The 17,171-nt window shown below is 42.9% G+C and carries 12 protein-coding genes; 3 read left to right on the top strand and 9 right to left on the bottom strand.

The genetic code is table 11. The features are described 5' to 3' along the window. Window positions 1-129: 129 nt before the first annotated feature. Together AC2CZC_RS01715 and AC2CZC_RS01710 are read right to left on the bottom strand one after the other, a co-directional pair. Entirely contained in the window at window positions 130-1,218 is a 1,089-nt protein-coding gene (locus AC2CZC_RS01715; RefSeq protein WP_484583597.1) for an efflux RND transporter periplasmic adaptor subunit, read from the bottom strand. Window positions 1,219-1,227: 9 nt separating this feature from the next. After that, window positions 1,228-4,350 carry an efflux RND transporter permease subunit gene (locus tag AC2CZC_RS01710; RefSeq protein WP_484583596.1) on the bottom strand — a complete coding sequence of 1,041 codons (3,123 nt, stop codon included), beginning with the start codon at window positions 4,348-4,350 and terminating at the stop codon, window positions 1,228-1,230. 542 nt (window positions 4,351-4,892) lie between these two features. On the opposite strand from AC2CZC_RS01710, the gene AC2CZC_RS01705 reads away from it, so the two are divergent. After that, a complete protein-coding gene (locus AC2CZC_RS01705) occupies window positions 4,893-5,351 on the top strand; it encodes a hypothetical protein (RefSeq protein ID WP_484583595.1) in 459 nt (152 codons plus the stop codon). 42 nt (window positions 5,352-5,393) lie between these two features. Here AC2CZC_RS01705 and AC2CZC_RS01700 read toward each other — a convergent pair whose 3' ends face one another. The 7 genes from AC2CZC_RS01700 to dinG form a co-directional block, all read right to left on the bottom strand. Next, window positions 5,394-6,185, bottom strand: a complete 792-nt coding sequence (locus tag AC2CZC_RS01700) for an NPP1 family protein (RefSeq protein ID WP_484583594.1) — start codon at window positions 6,183-6,185, stop codon at window positions 5,394-5,396. Between the two features lie 88 nt (window positions 6,186-6,273). Continuing rightward, complete coding sequence (gene rsmS, locus AC2CZC_RS01695) at window positions 6,274-6,447, bottom strand: pleiotropic regulatory protein RsmS (protein ID WP_484583593.1); 174 nt, start codon at window positions 6,445-6,447, stop codon at window positions 6,274-6,276. Beyond that, complete coding sequence (locus AC2CZC_RS01690) at window positions 6,440-6,715, bottom strand: late competence development ComFB family protein (protein ID WP_484583592.1); 276 nt, start codon at window positions 6,713-6,715, stop codon at window positions 6,440-6,442. Before AC2CZC_RS01690 ends, rsmS begins: the two co-directional genes overlap by 8 nt. A 112-nt stretch (window positions 6,716-6,827) precedes the next feature. Continuing rightward, window positions 6,828-7,745 (bottom strand): histone deacetylase family protein, encoded by a 918-nt coding sequence (locus tag AC2CZC_RS01685; RefSeq protein WP_484583591.1) that lies wholly within the window; start codon window positions 7,743-7,745, stop codon window positions 6,828-6,830. A gap of 1 nt (window position 7,746) precedes the next feature. Continuing rightward, the gene (locus tag AC2CZC_RS01680) at window positions 7,747-8,346 is read right to left on the bottom strand and encodes a primosomal replication protein (RefSeq protein ID WP_063360277.1); all 600 of its coding nucleotides are present in this window, start codon (window positions 8,344-8,346) and stop codon (window positions 7,747-7,749) included. Beyond that, the gene (locus tag AC2CZC_RS01675; RefSeq protein WP_063360276.1) at window positions 8,343-9,122 is read right to left on the bottom strand and encodes a sulfite exporter TauE/SafE family protein; all 780 of its coding nucleotides are present in this window, start codon (window positions 9,120-9,122) and stop codon (window positions 8,343-8,345) included. The genes AC2CZC_RS01680 and AC2CZC_RS01675 overlap by 4 nt, the downstream gene beginning before the upstream one ends. A gap of 2 nt (window positions 9,123-9,124) precedes the next feature. Then, window positions 9,125-11,194, bottom strand: a complete 2,070-nt coding sequence (gene dinG / locus AC2CZC_RS01670; RefSeq protein WP_484583590.1) for an ATP-dependent DNA helicase DinG — start codon at window positions 11,192-11,194, stop codon at window positions 9,125-9,127. Window positions 11,195-11,217: 23 nt separating this feature from the next. Here dinG and AC2CZC_RS01665 point away from each other — a divergent pair, with 23 nt between their 5' ends. Both AC2CZC_RS01665 and AC2CZC_RS01660 read left to right on the top strand, forming a co-directional pair. Then, window positions 11,218-13,590 carry a DNA polymerase II gene (locus AC2CZC_RS01665; protein ID WP_484583589.1) on the top strand — a complete coding sequence of 791 codons (2,373 nt, stop codon included), beginning with the start codon at window positions 11,218-11,220 and terminating at the stop codon, window positions 13,588-13,590. A gap of 494 nt (window positions 13,591-14,084) precedes the next feature. Beyond that, the gene (locus AC2CZC_RS01660) at window positions 14,085-16,721 is read left to right on the top strand and encodes a TonB-dependent receptor plug domain-containing protein (protein WP_484583588.1); all 2,637 of its coding nucleotides are present in this window, start codon (window positions 14,085-14,087) and stop codon (window positions 16,719-16,721) included. The last annotated feature ends 450 nt before the right edge of the window (window positions 16,722-17,171 follow it).

Below are 17,171 nucleotides of genomic sequence, written 5' to 3'. Positions count from 1 at the left end.
GGGCGAATTAAACTTACTGAAATTTGTCTATTTTAATTTATTAAAAAATATTAAATGCATGATTTTTAAGAATATAAAAATGAGCCTTACTCATCCATAAGCAGGCTCATTGGGCTAGTAATTTAGCTTTTAATTGCGGGCTTGAACGTCTACTTCTTGTCCATCTGCTAAACGCTCCGCACCGCGAACAGCGATACGATCACCAATGTTCAGTTGACGCGTCTTATCCATCGCTTGTATCTCAACCAGTTTGCCTTCACCTTTGCCGACACTCACAGGGATCTGTTGTACTGTGTTATCGCTATTGATTTTAACAATGTGGATCCCCTGCTGGCGGATAATTAAGGCATCGCGATTTATCAATAGCACAGATTGCTTCGATTGCAGCGGTACGGTGACATCAACGAGTTGACCAACTGCATAAGTATGCCCAAGCTCTACGTCTAATTGGGCTCTGACCTCTACCGTTTGCGAGCGGGGATCAGTTGCTGGGATCACGCTGCTTATGGTAGCTGTATCGCTTGTTGGGTTGCTCAAATCGCCACTTTGAAATGGCAAAGCAATGCCGGGCTTGAGGTAGTGTAAATACTTAACCGGGACATATAGTCTGGCTTCGAGGTTATGAATATCCACAAAGTTGAGCAAGTCGCTAGCACGGCTGACTTCTCTGCCTGCGCGTTTGAATCGCTCACTGACGACACCTGTAAAAGGTGCTCTAATTGTCGCCCTTGATAGCTTATCAGCAATAACGCGAAGCTCGATTTCAGCCAGCGCAATGTCAGAAAGCGCTAAGTCATGTTCGTTTTGGACGCTGTCAACTTGCGTTGCAGCTGTACTGTTTGTTTTAGCCAGCTTTTGTAAACGGCTGAGTTCTTGTTTATGGAACTTAAGATTTATTTTTGCGCGTTTGAGCATTTCTTGCTGGCGCGCCTTTTCAAGTTCCAGTGGCAAGGTGTCCATGCGAACTAAGACATCCCCCTGTTTTACTTGTTGCCCAGGCTCTGCAACAAACAACAGTCGTCCTGCAAGCCCTGAAGTAATGACCACATCTTGTTTACCAAACAAGGTAGCACTGACAGCAAGTGAGCTAGATATTGGCGCTTGGGTGACTGATTCGACAGACACAGGAAGCGCAGCATGGCTGGTGGCACCGTACATGAGTGTGCTGCATGTCAAAGCCAAGGAGAAGAATTTAATGGTTAAAGAGGTTTTACGCATTGTTGGTCCTTATTGGTTTGACACTAAATTTAAAGCGGGTTTTGACTCGCTATTTTGCTTTGGTTTTGGCTGTTTCCCTTTACCGAGTTGCAGCAAACTCGGCATTAATATCAAGGTAAATAGCGCGCTAATTGCCATGCCGCCAACAATCACTGTTGCTAAACCGCGATAGATTTCCGCACCAACACCGGGGACTAATGTGAGGGGCAACATACCAAAGAGGCTGGTTAACGTACTTAAATAAACAGGTCTTGCACGCAGTAATACGGCTTGTCTGACAGCATCTTGTCGCAACATACCGGCAGTTTCTGCGACCCGCGTTTGATCAACAAGGAGGATGGCGTTGTTGACAACCAGACCGAGCAAAATAATAAAGCCGATCATCGTTAGTAAATCAAGCGACTGAAAAGTAAATAAATTCAGTATATACAGTGCTATCACACCACCCGCAGCGGCCAATGGCATGACCATAAGCACGAGCAAACTGTCTTTGGCAGACTTAAACAACGCACTCATTAATAAGAATAAGATGAAGAGGGCTAGCACAAAGTTGATCGCCATTTCTTGAATAGCAGAATTCATTTTTTGGGCGTTACCGGAGAGAATGACACCGGCATTTTCAGGCAGCGAAGCCTTCACTTGAGGGATAACTTGTGTTGTTAAAATTTGTTGCGCTTGCTCTAGTGACATCGTTGCTGGGGGCGTGACGACAACACTCACCGTTCTGCGACCGTCCACGCGGCGTAATTGACTGGGACCAACTGTGCGTTCGACATGCGCAAGTTCACCTATGGTTTGAATACCAGAATCAGGTGTAACAATTGGCAGTGCTTTAAGTGCTTCTGGTGAATCCCAATTTTCGGCGCGTAAAATCACATTCATTCTGTCATTACCGTTAAAATATTCATTCACGAATAGGCCGCCGGTAAACGCTTGCACAGCTTGAGCAACATCTTGGCGTGTAATGCCTGCCTGTGTAATACGTCGGTCATTTGGATGCAGCCTAAGTTCAGGCTCTGCCATATCTAATCTTGGCTGTGGTTGGGCTGTGGCCTCTGGAATTGCTTCTTTCACGGCATTTAAAGCAACCTGTGCACCAGTAATGAGGTCATCCATGTTCGGGCCTGTGATCTCAATATCAATATTACGTCCATCGCCACCATTTGATACTTGGATCATTGAGCCTCTAAAGAGGAAGACTTGGGTATCAGGTAAATCAACGAGGATTTCTTCGCGCGTTACCTTCATTAATTCTTCGACTCTTTGCGGGTCTGCCGAATAAATAAATCCACCTGCGTTAGTACCGAATAGATAAAAGTTAAAGTCTTTAATACCCGGCTGCTTTTCTCCAGTGTAGTGGGGCATTAAGCGTGCTTTAACTCGCTTTAAAAGCTCTTCTTCCATATAGTTAACATTGCCACCGGGTGGGGTAACTAAAGAAAAGAAGAAGCCATCAGTGGGAGCTTGTGGCATAAAGTCTGTTTTTGGCAACATGGTGATCGTGATGAGCATCGAACAGCCTAATAAGCCAGCTATCCAGCTTATTTGCTTCACCCGAGAGTTGGTGAGCATCATGATAAAGTTGGTTAGCTTTTTCCAATATGCCTGGTAGGGGTCTTTTTTCGCCTTGCTATCAGGTAGGTAACGGTTGGCCATTGGAATAATGGTGAGTGCGCTAACGAGTGATGCAATCACTGCAATGGATAAGGTCAGCGCCAAATCTGAAAACAGTTGTCCTTCAATACCAGCCATAAACAAAATAGGTAAAAAGATGGCGACGCTGGTGGCGGTTGAAGCAAACAGGGCGCCAGCGACTTGTGTTGCGCCTTTGAGCGCCGCCTTGTGGTTATCAAAGCCGGTTGACTTTAGCCGTGCGATATTTTCTTGCACTATGATTGCCGCATCGAGTACTAGGCCAACGGCAAATGCAAGTCCGGCCAAAGAGATAACATTAATACTGCGATCAAAAATATTCAGTGCTAAAAACGCCATCATCAAAGATACAGGGATGGTTGCAGCAATGATGAGGGTGGTTTTTACACCACGAAAAAACAGCCATAAAATAATACAGGATAGGAGCACACCTAAGCCCAAGTTACTTTTAACTAGGAGCAGCGCATTTCGAATATGTACTGACGCATCGTAACTGAGCTCTATACTTAGGCCTGCTTCAGCCAGAGGACCAGAGTTGAGCTCTTTAATGGCTGAGTTAATATCATCTAAAAGTGCGACGGTATTGGCATCATTGATCCGTGCGATACGAATGTAATAAGCGGGTTGTCCATTGCGACCACTCATCCCTAAGCGATCGGAAAACGTTTCTTTAACGGTGGCGATATCGCCCAAGTATATTGGTCTTTCACCGGAATAACCAATGCGCATTTGCAGCATGTCCTGCAAGTCATATTGGCCAGTAAAACGAACTGTATACTGCCGGCGGCCAACGTTTGCTAACCCTGCTGAGGTATCTTGTGAGGTGCGCAGAGTTTGCCTGATCTGATTTATGCTAATGCCCAATGCTGCAGCTTTATGTGGGTCAAAAGTTACACGAAGTTCTCTAGAGCGTTCACTGGCGAGATCGACACGGGAGACCCCTTGAATTTGAGATAATCTAGGCTCAATGATTTCTTCTATTTGTTTTTGGTATTGAGCCATGTCAAGGCTAAGACCTTCATCGCCTGCTTCTAACGGTGTGACAAGTAAAGTCGCGGCTGCGGCGCCGCCTCCGCCTCCAAAACCGCCACCAGCAGATACCACAGGGTCAATGGCATCAAGGGGGAGTGGAGGCGCTTGATTAAGGTTGGTTAAGACGTCTAGCATGGCTTGCTGCATATCCGTGCCAATCGCAAAAGTGAGAGAGATAAAACCATTTCCGCGGTTAATTACGGTATTTACCTCTAGCGCACCTGGCGTATTTTTTACCGCATTTTCTAGTGGCTCGATGATCACAGATTCAATTTCTTCCGGCGCAGCTTGACGCCATCCAGAAAAAATAGTGATTTGTGGTTGCTCAATATCTGGTGTGAGCTGTATTGGTAGTTTGAATATGCTTAATAATCCAAACACCAAAACTAGCGCCAAAATGACAATGACACTAGCGGGATTTTTAAGAGAACTGCGCGTTAAATTCATTACAACATCCAAGTTTAACAGTACACATTGGAGTGTAACGATTGAACAGAAAAGTGCTAGCCCCAAAAAATAACAGCATTCCCATAGCGCGATAAACCGCTGTTTTAAAGCGGCTGATAGCACACTTGCAATAAACTGTAACAATTTTTCATTGTTTGAAATATATGTTTTATAAGCGGTTAATAGATTGAAGCATGAGAGTCACGGGCCATGAGGATGAGATCCATCCTCCTAAATTACGAACCTGAAAGTCGTAGAACTTAATTTAAAGTGTGTCCATATCAAAAAAATCAACGAATAAAGGCCTTTTTATCCACGAAAGCGCTGTCGTTTGATGTAGGTTAAACAAACTCACTTTCTGTCAAAGTTTATCTGTATATGTCATGTGCTGTGCATTAATATTTCGTTTTAAGTTTAGGGACTAACTCAAGAGCTGCAGGGTATCATGATGCGCTAAATTACTTGTGTGATGCCGAGCTTCAATATAGCTGATAAAGGATAAACAGCAACGCACTTTGATAATAGTTGTAAGGAGTATAACCATGTTTGTTGCTTTGAAATGGGACCATCAGATTGGCGCCCATTTTGTGTCTTGGTTAGTTGTGGAGTGCTCAGCGGTTAGAGATAAGTTTGGTCTGCCGCAGGCCATTCCTCCACGGCGTGACATCGCTTACTTTGTTAACCCGAAAACCGCAGAGCACGACGCCAAAGCATTTGCAGATCATAAAAATGGTGTTGCCAGTGTGGCGTGTGAGCAAGATTATTCACCGTATTTGTCGGATCATCACGGCTACGCGCACTATCAGTGGGATCACACTTACCTTGAAGAGTTGGTGAAGCATGCAGTTCTGTACTGGGAAGATGGAAAACATATTGAAAGTAAGCCTTTTAGAGATGATGTCGCTTATTTTGTATGTCCATATGAATCCGAAGCTGATAGTCGTTTTTTTGCCCAGTATAAGTTAATGATGCATAGTCAGTGTTTGCTACATAGCGCTTAACTTTTGCAGGTTTGAGGGCGAACTTTTGCCCTCAATATTGGTCTACAACTCTAAATCCTGAACTGAAAAGTTGGGGTAGATGCTTGGCTTAAATCGGTTTATGTTAATTAAAAAGCGACTATCTTTCACAGGCAAGGTGGCTGAACCATAGTCGTATGTATTGAGCTTATCACGTAGTATTTGGTTGCTTATCCCATCCCCAGTCATATGATACCAACTAATGATAGGCGGGGTGACAAAGTACCCGTAGTCGTTTTCTGCGATTTCATTTTGCTTAGCAAATCTTAATGCATGTGTAAGTAGGCCATCTTTATGGTAGACAATTTTTAAATGGCCACTTTCAAAGGGTAGTTCGTTAGCTGGTTTGGTGTAAAGATCCCCATGGGCGCTATAACTGCCGTGGGTAACGATGCCGTCAATTGTCCAAATCGCAGCGTACTCCCAGTCGTGACGATGACCCCCACCTAAGTATGGAAAAACCTGATCTTTTTTAAAATATAGTGCATAAAAGTGGGCGCAAAATTGTCCATCATTTGTCGCCTTACAGGCATGTCTGTGCACAGTATTAGAAGTGGATAAAAATTGACTATCACGACAGTGACCACCTAACGCGCCTGATGTTTTTAGTCCTGAATTTTGTTGTCCGGTGCGGCTTATTCCTGCACTAGGTAGACAGCCATCCGTATCAAAGTCAAATACCGGCTCGGTGTTGTTAATGATATAGGCGGGTGGTAATGCGGGCGTGAGTGCTTCAAAGTCGTTGGCATGCGAGAGTGAACTTAAGGCCGTGCAGCCAAGCATGACTGCACCATATATCACTTTATTGGTCATCATAATATTCCTTGTTATCGATAGTGACACTAGTCAATTGAGTATTTATTCTACAAGGGGTTTATGACGATATGTATATTTATTGTTTAATTTAGTTTTTTTGCTCTAGCTCTGAAGCCACCTTGTGCTGAAAATCTTGTTTGACGATTTCCAAGGCATCTAGGACCTGTTGTGGCGGGACTTCGTTTTGCTCAAGTAGCATAATGAGGTCAACGGCGAGTTTTATATGTGGGGGGGCTTGGTCAACTGATGGGGGCTTATTCATTCGAGAATTGTCTCTTTTTGGATACTTGTTCAATGGCGACATCTATGGCTATTTTAACACGTTCTTCCATTTGTTGTCGCTCAGATTGAGGCAGGTAAAACTCCATATCTACATCATAGCGAATATATCGAGCAGGTAATTGATTGAGAACGGTGCAGCAAAAATCAGCCATGACATTATCGTCATACTTATCGTTTAATTTGCGCGCTAAGATTTGTTCGATCATGATCTTTTCATAATAATTGTGCAAATCATCATGTAGTTTCATCGTGTTAACTCCTCAGTTTTCCCCCTCAACACTACTTAAAGTTTATATCATAAAAGTAGAGTGCGCGACTTAAGACAAAGGTAAAGTTTGTTACGAGCAGTCACGAAAACCGTCAAGAAAAAGGGGGGTAGGTAAGGAAGCGAGATGCTTGCAAGGCATTAAATAGTTGCTGATGTACGGTCACTAAACTGTCGGTGTCACGCTGGTACCCGCCACCTAGAGCGCACATTAACGGCAAGGTATGTTGATAGCAATAGTCTAAAATGATCTGTTCACGCTCTAAAACACCTTGTAGCGATATATCAAAGTGGCCTAGCTCATCTTTTTGAAAGATATCTGCCCCAGCATTGTATAAAACAATATCTGGTTGATGGACACGGACACAGAGGTCTAAAGCTTGTTTAAGTGTGCTTAAATACTCGCTATCTTGCGTATTTGCGGGCAGGGCAAAATCATAATCAGAGGCTTCTTTGAGCCTTGGAAAGTTTTGTTCGCAATGGATTGAGCAGGTAACTACATCACTGCGAGACTCTAAAATAGCCGCTGTGCCATCACCTTGGTGGACATCGCAATCTAATATCAACACGGTATCTGCCTGTTGCGTGTCTATTAATTCGCACGCAGCAATGGCTAGATCATTAAAGATACAAAAACCACTGGCTCGGTCGCTAAATGCATGGTGATATCCACCGGCTAAATTTGCTGAGAAACCATTTTTAAGGGCATAGTTGGCTGCTTTTATGCTAGCTGCAACAGAAGTTAAGGTACGCTCAACTAATTGCTCTGACCAAGGAAATCCCATGCGCTTGATGTCGACTTGACTCATGGTGCCTTTGCAAAAAGCATCGACATACGCTTGGGTGTGACAACGGGTGAGTTGCTGCTCAGTGGCTTTATCATTGACGGGTCTTAGATACTGACCGAGTTCTGTGTCTTCGATGCGCGCTTTGAGCTTTTCATATTTACAAATAGGAAAGCGATGTCTGGGTGGGAGGTCAAGGCTGCTGTAAATTTCATCGTAAAACAACACGTCAGCGATTACCTTGCTTTTCGAGCTGTTGTATTTTTTCTTCTGTGGCTGAAATCGCTTTACGACAACGCCCTAATCGGGTGTGAAGCGCTAGTATTTCTGCGTTGAGTTTAGCATTTTGCTCAGCGTTTGCGCCATCGAGTTGAGCACGTCGAAGATCGATCATTTCTTGTAAGCGACGCTCAAATTCATGGTTTTGAGACAGCTCCTGATACAACTCATGGGAAGATTGCATAATACGCTGGATGGCTTTTTTATATACTTTGGCCTTTTTCGGTTGGCTCAGTTTGTTTTCTTTTGCCCATACAGGTGTTGATTTAAGTACTTTAATTACAGCTTGCATTTGCTCACCCACTTGCTCCACTGCAAATTGGTATGCATGGCGGTTCTGCTCTGGTGGCAGGTTTTTTAGTGTGAGCTTAATCTCTTCGACATAATCACTAAGTAACAAACTTTTGGTGTGAAATAAATGACTATCAAATAAACTAGGCTGATTTTGAATATAGCGGTTTTTATCAAACCACTTGGCATTATCAAACTGATAGGCTTGAGTACCCAATTGTTCAAGTTTGCTGTTGAGCTTGTTCAGTGCTTGGCTCATGAAATATATGCCTCAAAAATGAGCTTGCCTGCTAAAAGTATCACGACAGTATTAAATATAGGCTTTATTAGCTTGCTGCCAAATTTAATGGCTGAATGCGCGCCAATCCAAGCACCGAGCATCAAAAAAGCCCCCATGGTGACACCGAGTAAGAAATTCACATGTCCCAGAGCAACAAATGTGATCAAAGAAATGAAGTTTGACACAAAGTTCATCGAGCGTGCCAAACCACAGTTAAGTAGCAAGCTCATTTTATATAATAAACTATTTGATGCGGTCCAAAACGTGCCCGTTCCAGGCCCTGCTAAGCCATCAAAAAAACCCAAAGATAAGCCTTGAAGCCATTGCTTAACTTTTAACATTGGGGTTTTCTTTGGCAAGGTATTTAATTCGGTTGAGCTGAGGCTACCGAACAAGCTATATAAAGCGACGATAATGATGATCACCGGCAGTAGCTTATTCAAAAACTCAATACTTAATTTATCTACCAATAAGGTTCCGAGGATTGCCCCAATGGCGGTAGCGATAGTCGAGGCCGCCCAAAAGCGTGGGTTGAATAATTGCTTTTTATAATAGGTAAAACTAGCGGTGAGTGAACCAAAGCTTGCAGCTAATTTATTGGTCCCCAAAGTAACATGCGGCGGTAAGCCCGCAGTTAAAAGTGCAGGTACAGTGAGCATGCCTCCGCCACCTGCGACTGCATCAATAAAGCCAGCTGCCAACGCAACTGCACATAAAAGTGCCCATGTGAGGGGATCAAAAGCGAGTTCTAGCATTCTTAATCTATTTGTCTTGCAAAGGGTGGTAGCGTGTCGAGCATGGCTTTTCCATAACGTTTGGTTACAAGGCGCCTATCAAGTATCGTGATGCGACCAGAATCAGTTTCCTTGCGCAGCAGTCTACCACAGCTTTGCACCAATTTCTTTGCAGCATCCGGTACAGTAATAGATAAAAATGGATTTCCGCCTTTTGACTGAATAAATTCAGCTTGTGCTTCTTCAACTGGCGAAGTGGGTACAGCGAAAGGTATCTTGGTAATAATCAAGTTCTCTAAATACTTACCGGGAAGATCGAGCCCTTCAGACAGACTTTGCGTGCCAAATAAAATGCTGCCAGCGCCTAAGTCAATGGCAGCTTTATGACGGCTAAGTAAAGCTTCTCGCGACATTTCTCCTTGCACTAGAATATTTAGTTTCTTTTTGCGCAGCGCAGTGACCACATGATCCATTTGCCAATAAGAGGCAAATAAAACGAGGTTTGCTTTGTTTTTATCTAAGTATTGCGGTAATGCCTCAGCCAAAAAATCGCTGAATGTTTTATCGGTTGGTTCAACGGTTGTTTTGGGTAAATGCAAAGTGGCTTGTTGCTGATATGCAAAAGGGGAGTCTGCTTTGATGAACTTCACGCCATCTTCACCAATTAATCCACTTTCTTTGGCAAAATGATCAAAACTACCAAGCGCAGTAAGGGTCGCTGAGCAAAGCACTGCGCCAGCGCATTCTCGCCAAAGCTTGTCTTTTAAGTAAAAGCCAACTTCTATTGGACAGTCACATAATAAATGGTCGTGATGGTTTTTATATTCCATACGTTTGATCCAGCGCGCGTGCGGGGTGCTTTCGCCTTTGGCAGCATAGCTAAACCATAATTTATTGAGCTGCTCTAAACGATTAATGTATTGGCCACTCTCTACCAGCAAAGGGTCTGCTAAAAATGCTTGTACGTCACCATCTGATACATCGGTTGTCAGTGCATCATGCATCTTATTCAGTGCTCTAAGCGCATCAAGCGTTGCATCTGCGATGTCTTTTGCTTGAGTTGTTAGAGACTCAGGGACATCGCCGTTGATGAATCGGTAAGTATCGTTGTCGTTATATTCGAAATCTGCTTTGTCTAGACTGTCTCGAACCGTTCTAAGGTACTTACTGGCGTCGTTGGCTGCATCATTCAATTTGAAATTTTGTCCTATCGCTTTTTGCGAGACAATGGTGTTGGCCATTTTGCCACTAAATTTTAATAGTTTTTCAAGCCACTCTATGGTGCCTTTGATGGTCGCGGCGGCGGATGAAAAGTCACGTGTAATATGAGGTAAATGATGGGCCTCATCAATGACATAAAAGGTATCTTCCGGTTCAGGTAATATTGTGCCACCGCCAAGCTCTAGATCTGCGAGCAATAACGCATGGTTAATAACCAAAACATCCATTTGCGCAATTTTTTGTCGTGCAAGATGAAATGGGCATAAATGATGGGATTTCATTTGGCGCTGACAGGCGTGTTTGTCACAGGCAATTAAATTCCATACTTTATCAGGAATAGTATCTTCCCAGCTGTCTCTGTCACCTGCCCACTGCTTGTTTTGGTAGGCATTGGCAAGTGTCTGTAAACATTTCTGCTCCATGTCAGTCAGTGGTGATGAGGTCGTTGGTACCAGAGACATTTGCATATCGTCTTGATTCACCGCAGCCATAAGCTTTTGTACGCAAATATAGCGCTGGCGTCCTTTCACCAAATCAAATTTAAAATCGATGCCACTATGCTCTTTAAAAAAAGGCAGTTCTTTTTCAATTAACTGTTCTTGTAGCGCGACCGTTGCTGTAGAAATGATGAGCTTTTTCTTTTTTGCAAGTGCTAATGGCAGTGCACCAAGGCAATAAGCCAAAGATTTACCTGTACCTGTACCCGCTTCGATAACACAGATCCGCTGTGATTTATGGTATTCACCAGCGAGCGTTTTTGCGATTTCCGCTACTAGGTAGTTTTGGCTGCTGCGAGGGCGATAATCCTCAAGTTGCTGAGCGATATTTTGATGGGCATGACGTACGGTTTTTTTTAAAGAGTCTGACAACATGTGGATCGCCTAAGCAAAAAAGTATGGATATAATTACAGGAGTGTATTTTAGGCGGGGTTCACAATTGGCACAAGCAGTATATCCGGGCTTTATTTTGTCACGGCAACAAACTTCACATAAAGGCAAATTACGCCTGTGCTATTGGCTGAAGACGCAGCAAGGGGTCGTTAAGGCTTTTGTTGAAGACGAGCAGTGTGTATTTTTTATCATGCAAAAGCATCGTGAGAAGGCAAAGCAGAAGTTAGAGCAAGCGGACTGCCAGTTCAGATTGGCAGATGTGGCATTAAAGCATTTTGATCAATCTAAAGTCAGCGCACTGTATTTTTCAAGTTTAAGTGACTTTTACAACGCCAAAGAAATCCTGAGCGGATATGTGCCAATGTATGAGGAAGATATCCGCCATGCTGATAGATATTTAATGGAGCGCTATATTAAAGGAGGGGTTTGGGTCACCGGCCAGCCCGTGCAATGCAGTGGTTATTTTGAGCTACGACGTGCAAAACTAAAAACTAACCCCGTGTTTGTACCTGATTTAACTATGCTGTCATTGGATATTGAGTGCAGTGGTGATGGCGTTTTGTTTTCAGTTGGCTTGGTATCAGGTGACAAAAAAGCGGTGATCATGATAGGGGAGCCACAGCCAAGTGATATAAATGTTGTTTGGGTTGAAGATGAAATCGCGCTACTTCACACCTTATGTAACTTGATAGTACAGTTAGACCCAGACGTATTGATTGGCTGGAATGTCATTGACTTTGACTGTGTGGTGCTTCATGAACGCGCTCAGGCTTTGGGCGTATCGCTTAATATTGGTCGTGATGGTGAAGCGATGCATGTATCCAGTGGGAGTTTTACTCGCGTTCTGATCCCTGGTCGTGTCGTAATTGATGGCATTGATACCATGAAAAATGCGACCTATCATTTTGAAACATTTAAGTTGAGCTTTGTTGCCAAAGAAGTGCTTGGTCGCGATAAATTGATTGCTCAGGATAATCAATTAGAAGAAATTATTAGGCAATTCCATGAGGACAAGCTAAGTCTTGCTAAATATAACTTGGAAGACTGTCAGTTGGTCTGGGATATTTTTGAGCAGCAGTCACTGCTTGACTTTGCCATTGCGAGAACGCGATTAACAGGGTTGGAACTGGAGCGTATGGGTGGCTCTGTGGCTGCGTTTACTAACCTTTATTTACCTTTACTCCATCGCAGTGGCTATATTGCGCCCAACCTTGGAGAGCATGGTTTAAACTTTGATAGCCCTGGTGGGTATGTGATGGACTCCAAACCTGGGCTATATAAAAATGTATTGGTACTGGATTTCAAGAGTCTTTATCCATCCATTATACGTACCTTTTGTATTGATCCTATGGGACTCATAGAGGGAGAGCAAGATGCACTCAATGCCATTCCCGGATTCAACAAGGGATTATTTTCAAGAGAGCAGCATCATTTACCTCATCTGGTTGCTCAGCTTTGGGACGCTCGCCATCAAGCGAAGCTCGAAGGGGAGCAAATGCTGCAGCAGGCGATAAAGATCATTATGAATAGCCTATATGGCGTATTAGGCTCTAAAGGGTGCCGCTTCTATGACCCTAGATTGTCGAGTTCAATTACGATGCGCGGTCATGAAATCATGCAAACCACGCGACGATGGATCGAAGAGATGGGCTATGAAGTGATATACGGTGATACAGACTCTACATTTGTAAAGGTTGCGGATGCTGCCGGCGCAAAAGACTGTCGGGAGATCGGCAAAACGCTAATGACAATGATCAATGAGCGCTGGGCTGATGAACTGAAAGCGCAGTATCAGTTATCAAGTTTTTTAGAGATAGAGTTTGAAACGCATTACAGCCCTTTTTTTATGCCCACCATTAGAGGCCAAGAAACAGGGTCTAAAAAGCGCTATGTCGGCCAAATTGAGAATAATGGGCAACCTGAGCTGGTATTTAAAGGTATGGAGACTGTGCGCAGTGATTGGACGAGTGTGGCCAAAGAGTACCAACAAGCGCTGATCCGCGCGTTATTCGATGGCGAGAGTGCTGTAGAAGTCACAGAGCATTACATCGGCCTTATTACTTCTGGTCAAGTGGATGATAAGCTCATCTATAAAAAGCGTCTGGGTAAGTCGTTGGATGCATACGTCAAGAATATTCCCCCCCATGTGCGTGCAGCTAAAGAAGCCACGCGCTTAGGTTTGGTTAATGGGCTGGGTAAGGGCAGTCAAATTGCATACTATATTAGTCAGTCTGGTCCTCAACTGTATATTAAAGCGCTTAAGCAACTTGATTATACCCATTATATAGAAAAGCAAATATTACCTATATATAGAATGCTGCCGAATGTTGATGAAAATGCGATCAATTTAGCAGGTCAACGTTCTTTCGATTTGTAAATCTCTAGATGCGAATTTTTATCGCTTTGTAATATTCGAGATTTTGCCGCACAACAGATAGCCAATCTATAAAATTGCTTTTACAGTGATGTAAACTCCCCCCCTTTTTTATGCAAATAATTTGTATTTAATTGAAAGCAAAGGTCAAATTTCGACCACTTAAACCAAAAGTAAAAATATTTTTATTAACGTGATTGTCGCTTGCTTTTTTTGAAAAAAGACTTCTGTGTGTTTTTATTGTTCGGTGTGTCTGTGAATTTAATTAATAATTTAATTCATATTGGAGTAAGTGTTTATTAACTTCAAAACATTATTAAAAATAGATGTTTAACTGTTTTGTTTTTGTTAGTAAGTGTTAACTTTGGATTGTTTGACGTTTAACATGAGTCCCGATTAGTATCCATGCCGAATTTTTAAAACCGGCCACTAGAGCCAGAAGAAAAGACTTATAAAACTCAAGCTTACTGCTAAGTAGTAAGCCCAGGGAGAATCACATGTTGAACACTAAAGTAACTAAAGCTGTGCGTATTGCACTAGCATTTGGTGCTGCTTCGTCAGCTGCATTTGCAACTAATGCTGTAGCTGCAGAAGGCGCAGAAAAAGTAGAACGTATTGAAGTAACTGGCTCACGTATCAAGCGTGTTGATATGGAAGGTGCAAGCCCTGTAGAAGTTATTACAACTGCTGAATTTGAAAGCCAAGGCCGTGTATCAGTAGCTGACGCACTACAAAGCGTTACTTCAAACAGCTTCGGTTCATTCTCTCCAGCTTCAGGTTCTGGCTGGCAGTCACAATCAACTGTAAGCTTATTAGGTGCAGGCCAAGACCGTACCCTAGTACTTGTTGATGGTAAGCGTATGGCAGGTTCACCGTCTCTTGGTGGCTCTGCGGCAAACCTAAGTGCGATTCCAATGGCTGCAGTTGAGCGTATTGAAATCCTTAAAGACGGTGCATCTGCTATCTACGGTTCTGATGCCATCGCTGGTGTTATTAATGTTATCTTGAAAAAAGACTATGAAGGCGCTTCATTTGACATTCAAGTAGGCCGCCCAGAAGCAGAAGGTGCCGACAGCAAGCAAATGTCTCTAGCTTTTGGTATTAGCTCTGACAAAGGTAACATCACATTTGTTTACGATCACCAGACACGTAACCCAATTTTTGAGCGTGACCGTGATTACACTAAAAAGTACGTAAACGATGACAATGGTGACGGCGTGATTGTTCACGGTGAGGAAACTATTGGTGTTAGCTTAATGGGCGCAACATTTTCAGATAAAAATGGTGTGATGACGGCTGCTGCGAATTGTGAACAGTTGAAGGCAGATGTCCCTGGTTTCGTTGGTACATTAGGTACAACTTCAGGTGGTACAGTATGTGGTTACTCATATGCTGATGTAGCGGCTAACTCTGCGTCTACACAACGTGACTCTGTTATGACGAGCATGACGTATAACCTGACTGACGATTTAGAGCTTTATACGCGTGCAATGTTAAGCCGTAATGACTCTTTTGGTCGATATGCGCCTCCTGCTGCAACAATTTGGGATATGCCAGCTGATCACCCGTTAAATGAATTAGGTGAAGACGGTGTAAATGGCCATTTCCGTTGGTACCAAGTTGGTAACCGTGACACGAATGTTACAGATTATCAGCAAGACTACATGATCGGCTTAAAAGGTTTCTTCGGAGAAACGGCTGAGTACGAGATTGCTTATCACAAAGCGAAATTAGATTACCGTCGTGCAGGTCGTAACTACCTAAGTTCAGGTGGTCTTGCATATAACTTTGACAGAGTAAATGATGCAACACCTATCGTTCAAGGCTCTGAAGAGTGGAACAACAACCTAGCAACTACGGTTTATGTAGAAGATCAAAACGAACTTAACCACATCTTTGGTGGTGTTTCATTTGCCGCTGGTGAGCTAGAAGGTGGTGAAATTCAACACTACATCGGTGCAGAGTACTTCGACCAAGAACTTCGCTCACAATATGATGCACAAAGTGAAGCAGGCCTAGTAGGTGGTTCTGCAGGTAGTTCTTCTGCAGGTGAACGTGATACTAAAGCAGTATTCTATGAAATCGCAATGCCAGTACTTGACAACTTAATCTTAAGTGCGGCTTATCGTTACGATAGATACAGTGACTTTGGTAGCAAGGGTACACCAAGCTTTAAAGTTGAATACCGTCCTATGGATGACCTACTTGTTCGTGGTTCATACTCAAAAGGTTTCCGTGCACCATCTCTAAATGAGCTACTAGCGGCACCATCTGAGAGCCACCCTCGCGTTATCGACTATGTTAAATGTGAGAAAAATGGTTTCGCTCCAGCAGATTGTAAGGCTGCAGCAGTTTCTAACCTACGTAATGGTAATACGAACTTAGGTCCTGAAGAGTCAACATATATCAATGCAGGTATTGTTTACTCAGGTTTTGAAGATGTTGGCATTAAGCTTGACTTCTTCTCACTAGAAATTGATAACGTTATCTCGTTAATCACAGTTCAAGATCTGATGAATGCAGATTACGCAGGTGTGCTTGGCAACATTGAGAGTGCATACTCTGGTGTTAACCTAGATCGCCATGCTAATGGTAATGTAGATGGCTTAGTAACGACGCGTTATGAAAATGGTTCATTCATGTCTCGTAAGGGCTTAGACTTAGACTTGTCTTACCGTCTAGATACAAGCTTTGGTGAGTTCAAATTTAAGAAAGTAACGACTTACATTCTTGAAGCGAAAGAAGATGTTTTCTTCGGTGGTCCTTCACAAGATACAGCGGGTGCACCAGAGACGCCTGAGTGGCGTTCGCAGCTATCTGTTAACTACTCAATCGATAACGTAGCAGTGAACTGGACTACAGATATCGTTGCTAGCACAGCTGAAGATGAAGTATTAACGGTTGAAAACAATGACTTCTTCTACAAGTACAGCAACCACAACCCTACGTATGTTGTACATAACCTTAATACTAAGTATTTCACAGAAGGTTACGGTACTTGGACACTAGGTGTGCGCAACCTGTTTGATAAAGGTGTGATTCTTGATGATGCTGGCCGTTGGGTAGATTCGTCAATTTACGGCGCAGGTCATATTGGTCGTGAAATCTTTGCAGGCTACAACGTTAGCTTCTAATCAGTATATTTAATTTATCAAGCCTCGCTTTTTGCGAGGCTTTTTTTTGTCTTTTTCTGATTCTCCTCAAAACGTATCTCCTAGCTCCCCATGTTTAGACCATATTTACCGCATTGGTTGTCTGCATTTTAGGGATATTATTGATTTATTTTATTCAATAAGTGCATTTTCTAGTTAAAAAACTGTCAATTAAGTCGGTTTTGTATCCAAGTGTGTTATTAAGTTTTAATTTTGTGCTCTTTTTGGTGTTTTCCATTCTTAGGTTTACTTTTTTGTATCATTTTTAGTGTGTTTACATAGATTTAAACTTTGAAATGTCGATGTGTTATGGTTTTAAGTTTCTGTTTTTATTTGGTTTTATGCTTTCCTGTTTCTTTTTTGTGAACATGCTTGGGGTTTTTGGGGGTTCTTATTGCGTATATTGATCCAATGCGGAATTTAGTGAATTTT

The sequence above is a fragment of the Pseudoalteromonas sp. MMG033 genome (assembly GCF_057197785.1).
The sequence above is the reverse complement of the archived record's forward strand: the minus strand, read 5'-3'. Positions and strand labels throughout refer to the sequence as shown.

Excerpts from the sequence above, each read along its gene's own strand:
- rsmS (WP_484583593.1), bottom strand. The coding sequence starts at position 6,447 with ATGAATAAGCCCCCATCAGTTGACCAAGCCCCCCCACATATAAAACTC.
- AC2CZC_RS01705 (WP_484583595.1), top strand. The coding sequence starts at position 4,893 with ATGTTTGTTGCTTTGAAATGGGACCATCAGATTGGCGCCCATTTTGTG.
- AC2CZC_RS01700 (WP_484583594.1), bottom strand. The coding sequence starts at position 6,185 with ATGATGACCAATAAAGTGATATATGGTGCAGTCATGCTTGGCTGCACG.
- AC2CZC_RS01665 (WP_484583589.1), top strand. The coding sequence starts at position 11,218 with ATGGATATAATTACAGGAGTGTATTTTAGGCGGGGTTCACAATTGGCA.
- AC2CZC_RS01680 (WP_063360277.1), bottom strand. The coding sequence starts at position 8,346 with ATGAGCCAAGCACTGAACAAGCTCAACAGCAAACTTGAACAATTGGGT.
- dinG (WP_484583590.1), bottom strand. The coding sequence starts at position 11,194 with ATGTTGTCAGACTCTTTAAAAAAAACCGTACGTCATGCCCATCAAAAT.
- AC2CZC_RS01660 (WP_484583588.1), top strand. The coding sequence starts at position 14,085 with ATGTTGAACACTAAAGTAACTAAAGCTGTGCGTATTGCACTAGCATTT.
- AC2CZC_RS01675 (WP_063360276.1), bottom strand. The coding sequence starts at position 9,122 with ATGCTAGAACTCGCTTTTGATCCCCTCACATGGGCACTTTTATGTGCA.
- AC2CZC_RS01715 (WP_484583597.1), bottom strand. The coding sequence starts at position 1,218 with ATGCGTAAAACCTCTTTAACCATTAAATTCTTCTCCTTGGCTTTGACA.
- AC2CZC_RS01690 (WP_484583592.1), bottom strand. The coding sequence starts at position 6,715 with ATGAAACTACATGATGATTTGCACAATTATTATGAAAAGATCATGATC.
- AC2CZC_RS01710 (WP_484583596.1), bottom strand. The coding sequence starts at position 4,350 with ATGAATTTAACGCGCAGTTCTCTTAAAAATCCCGCTAGTGTCATTGTC.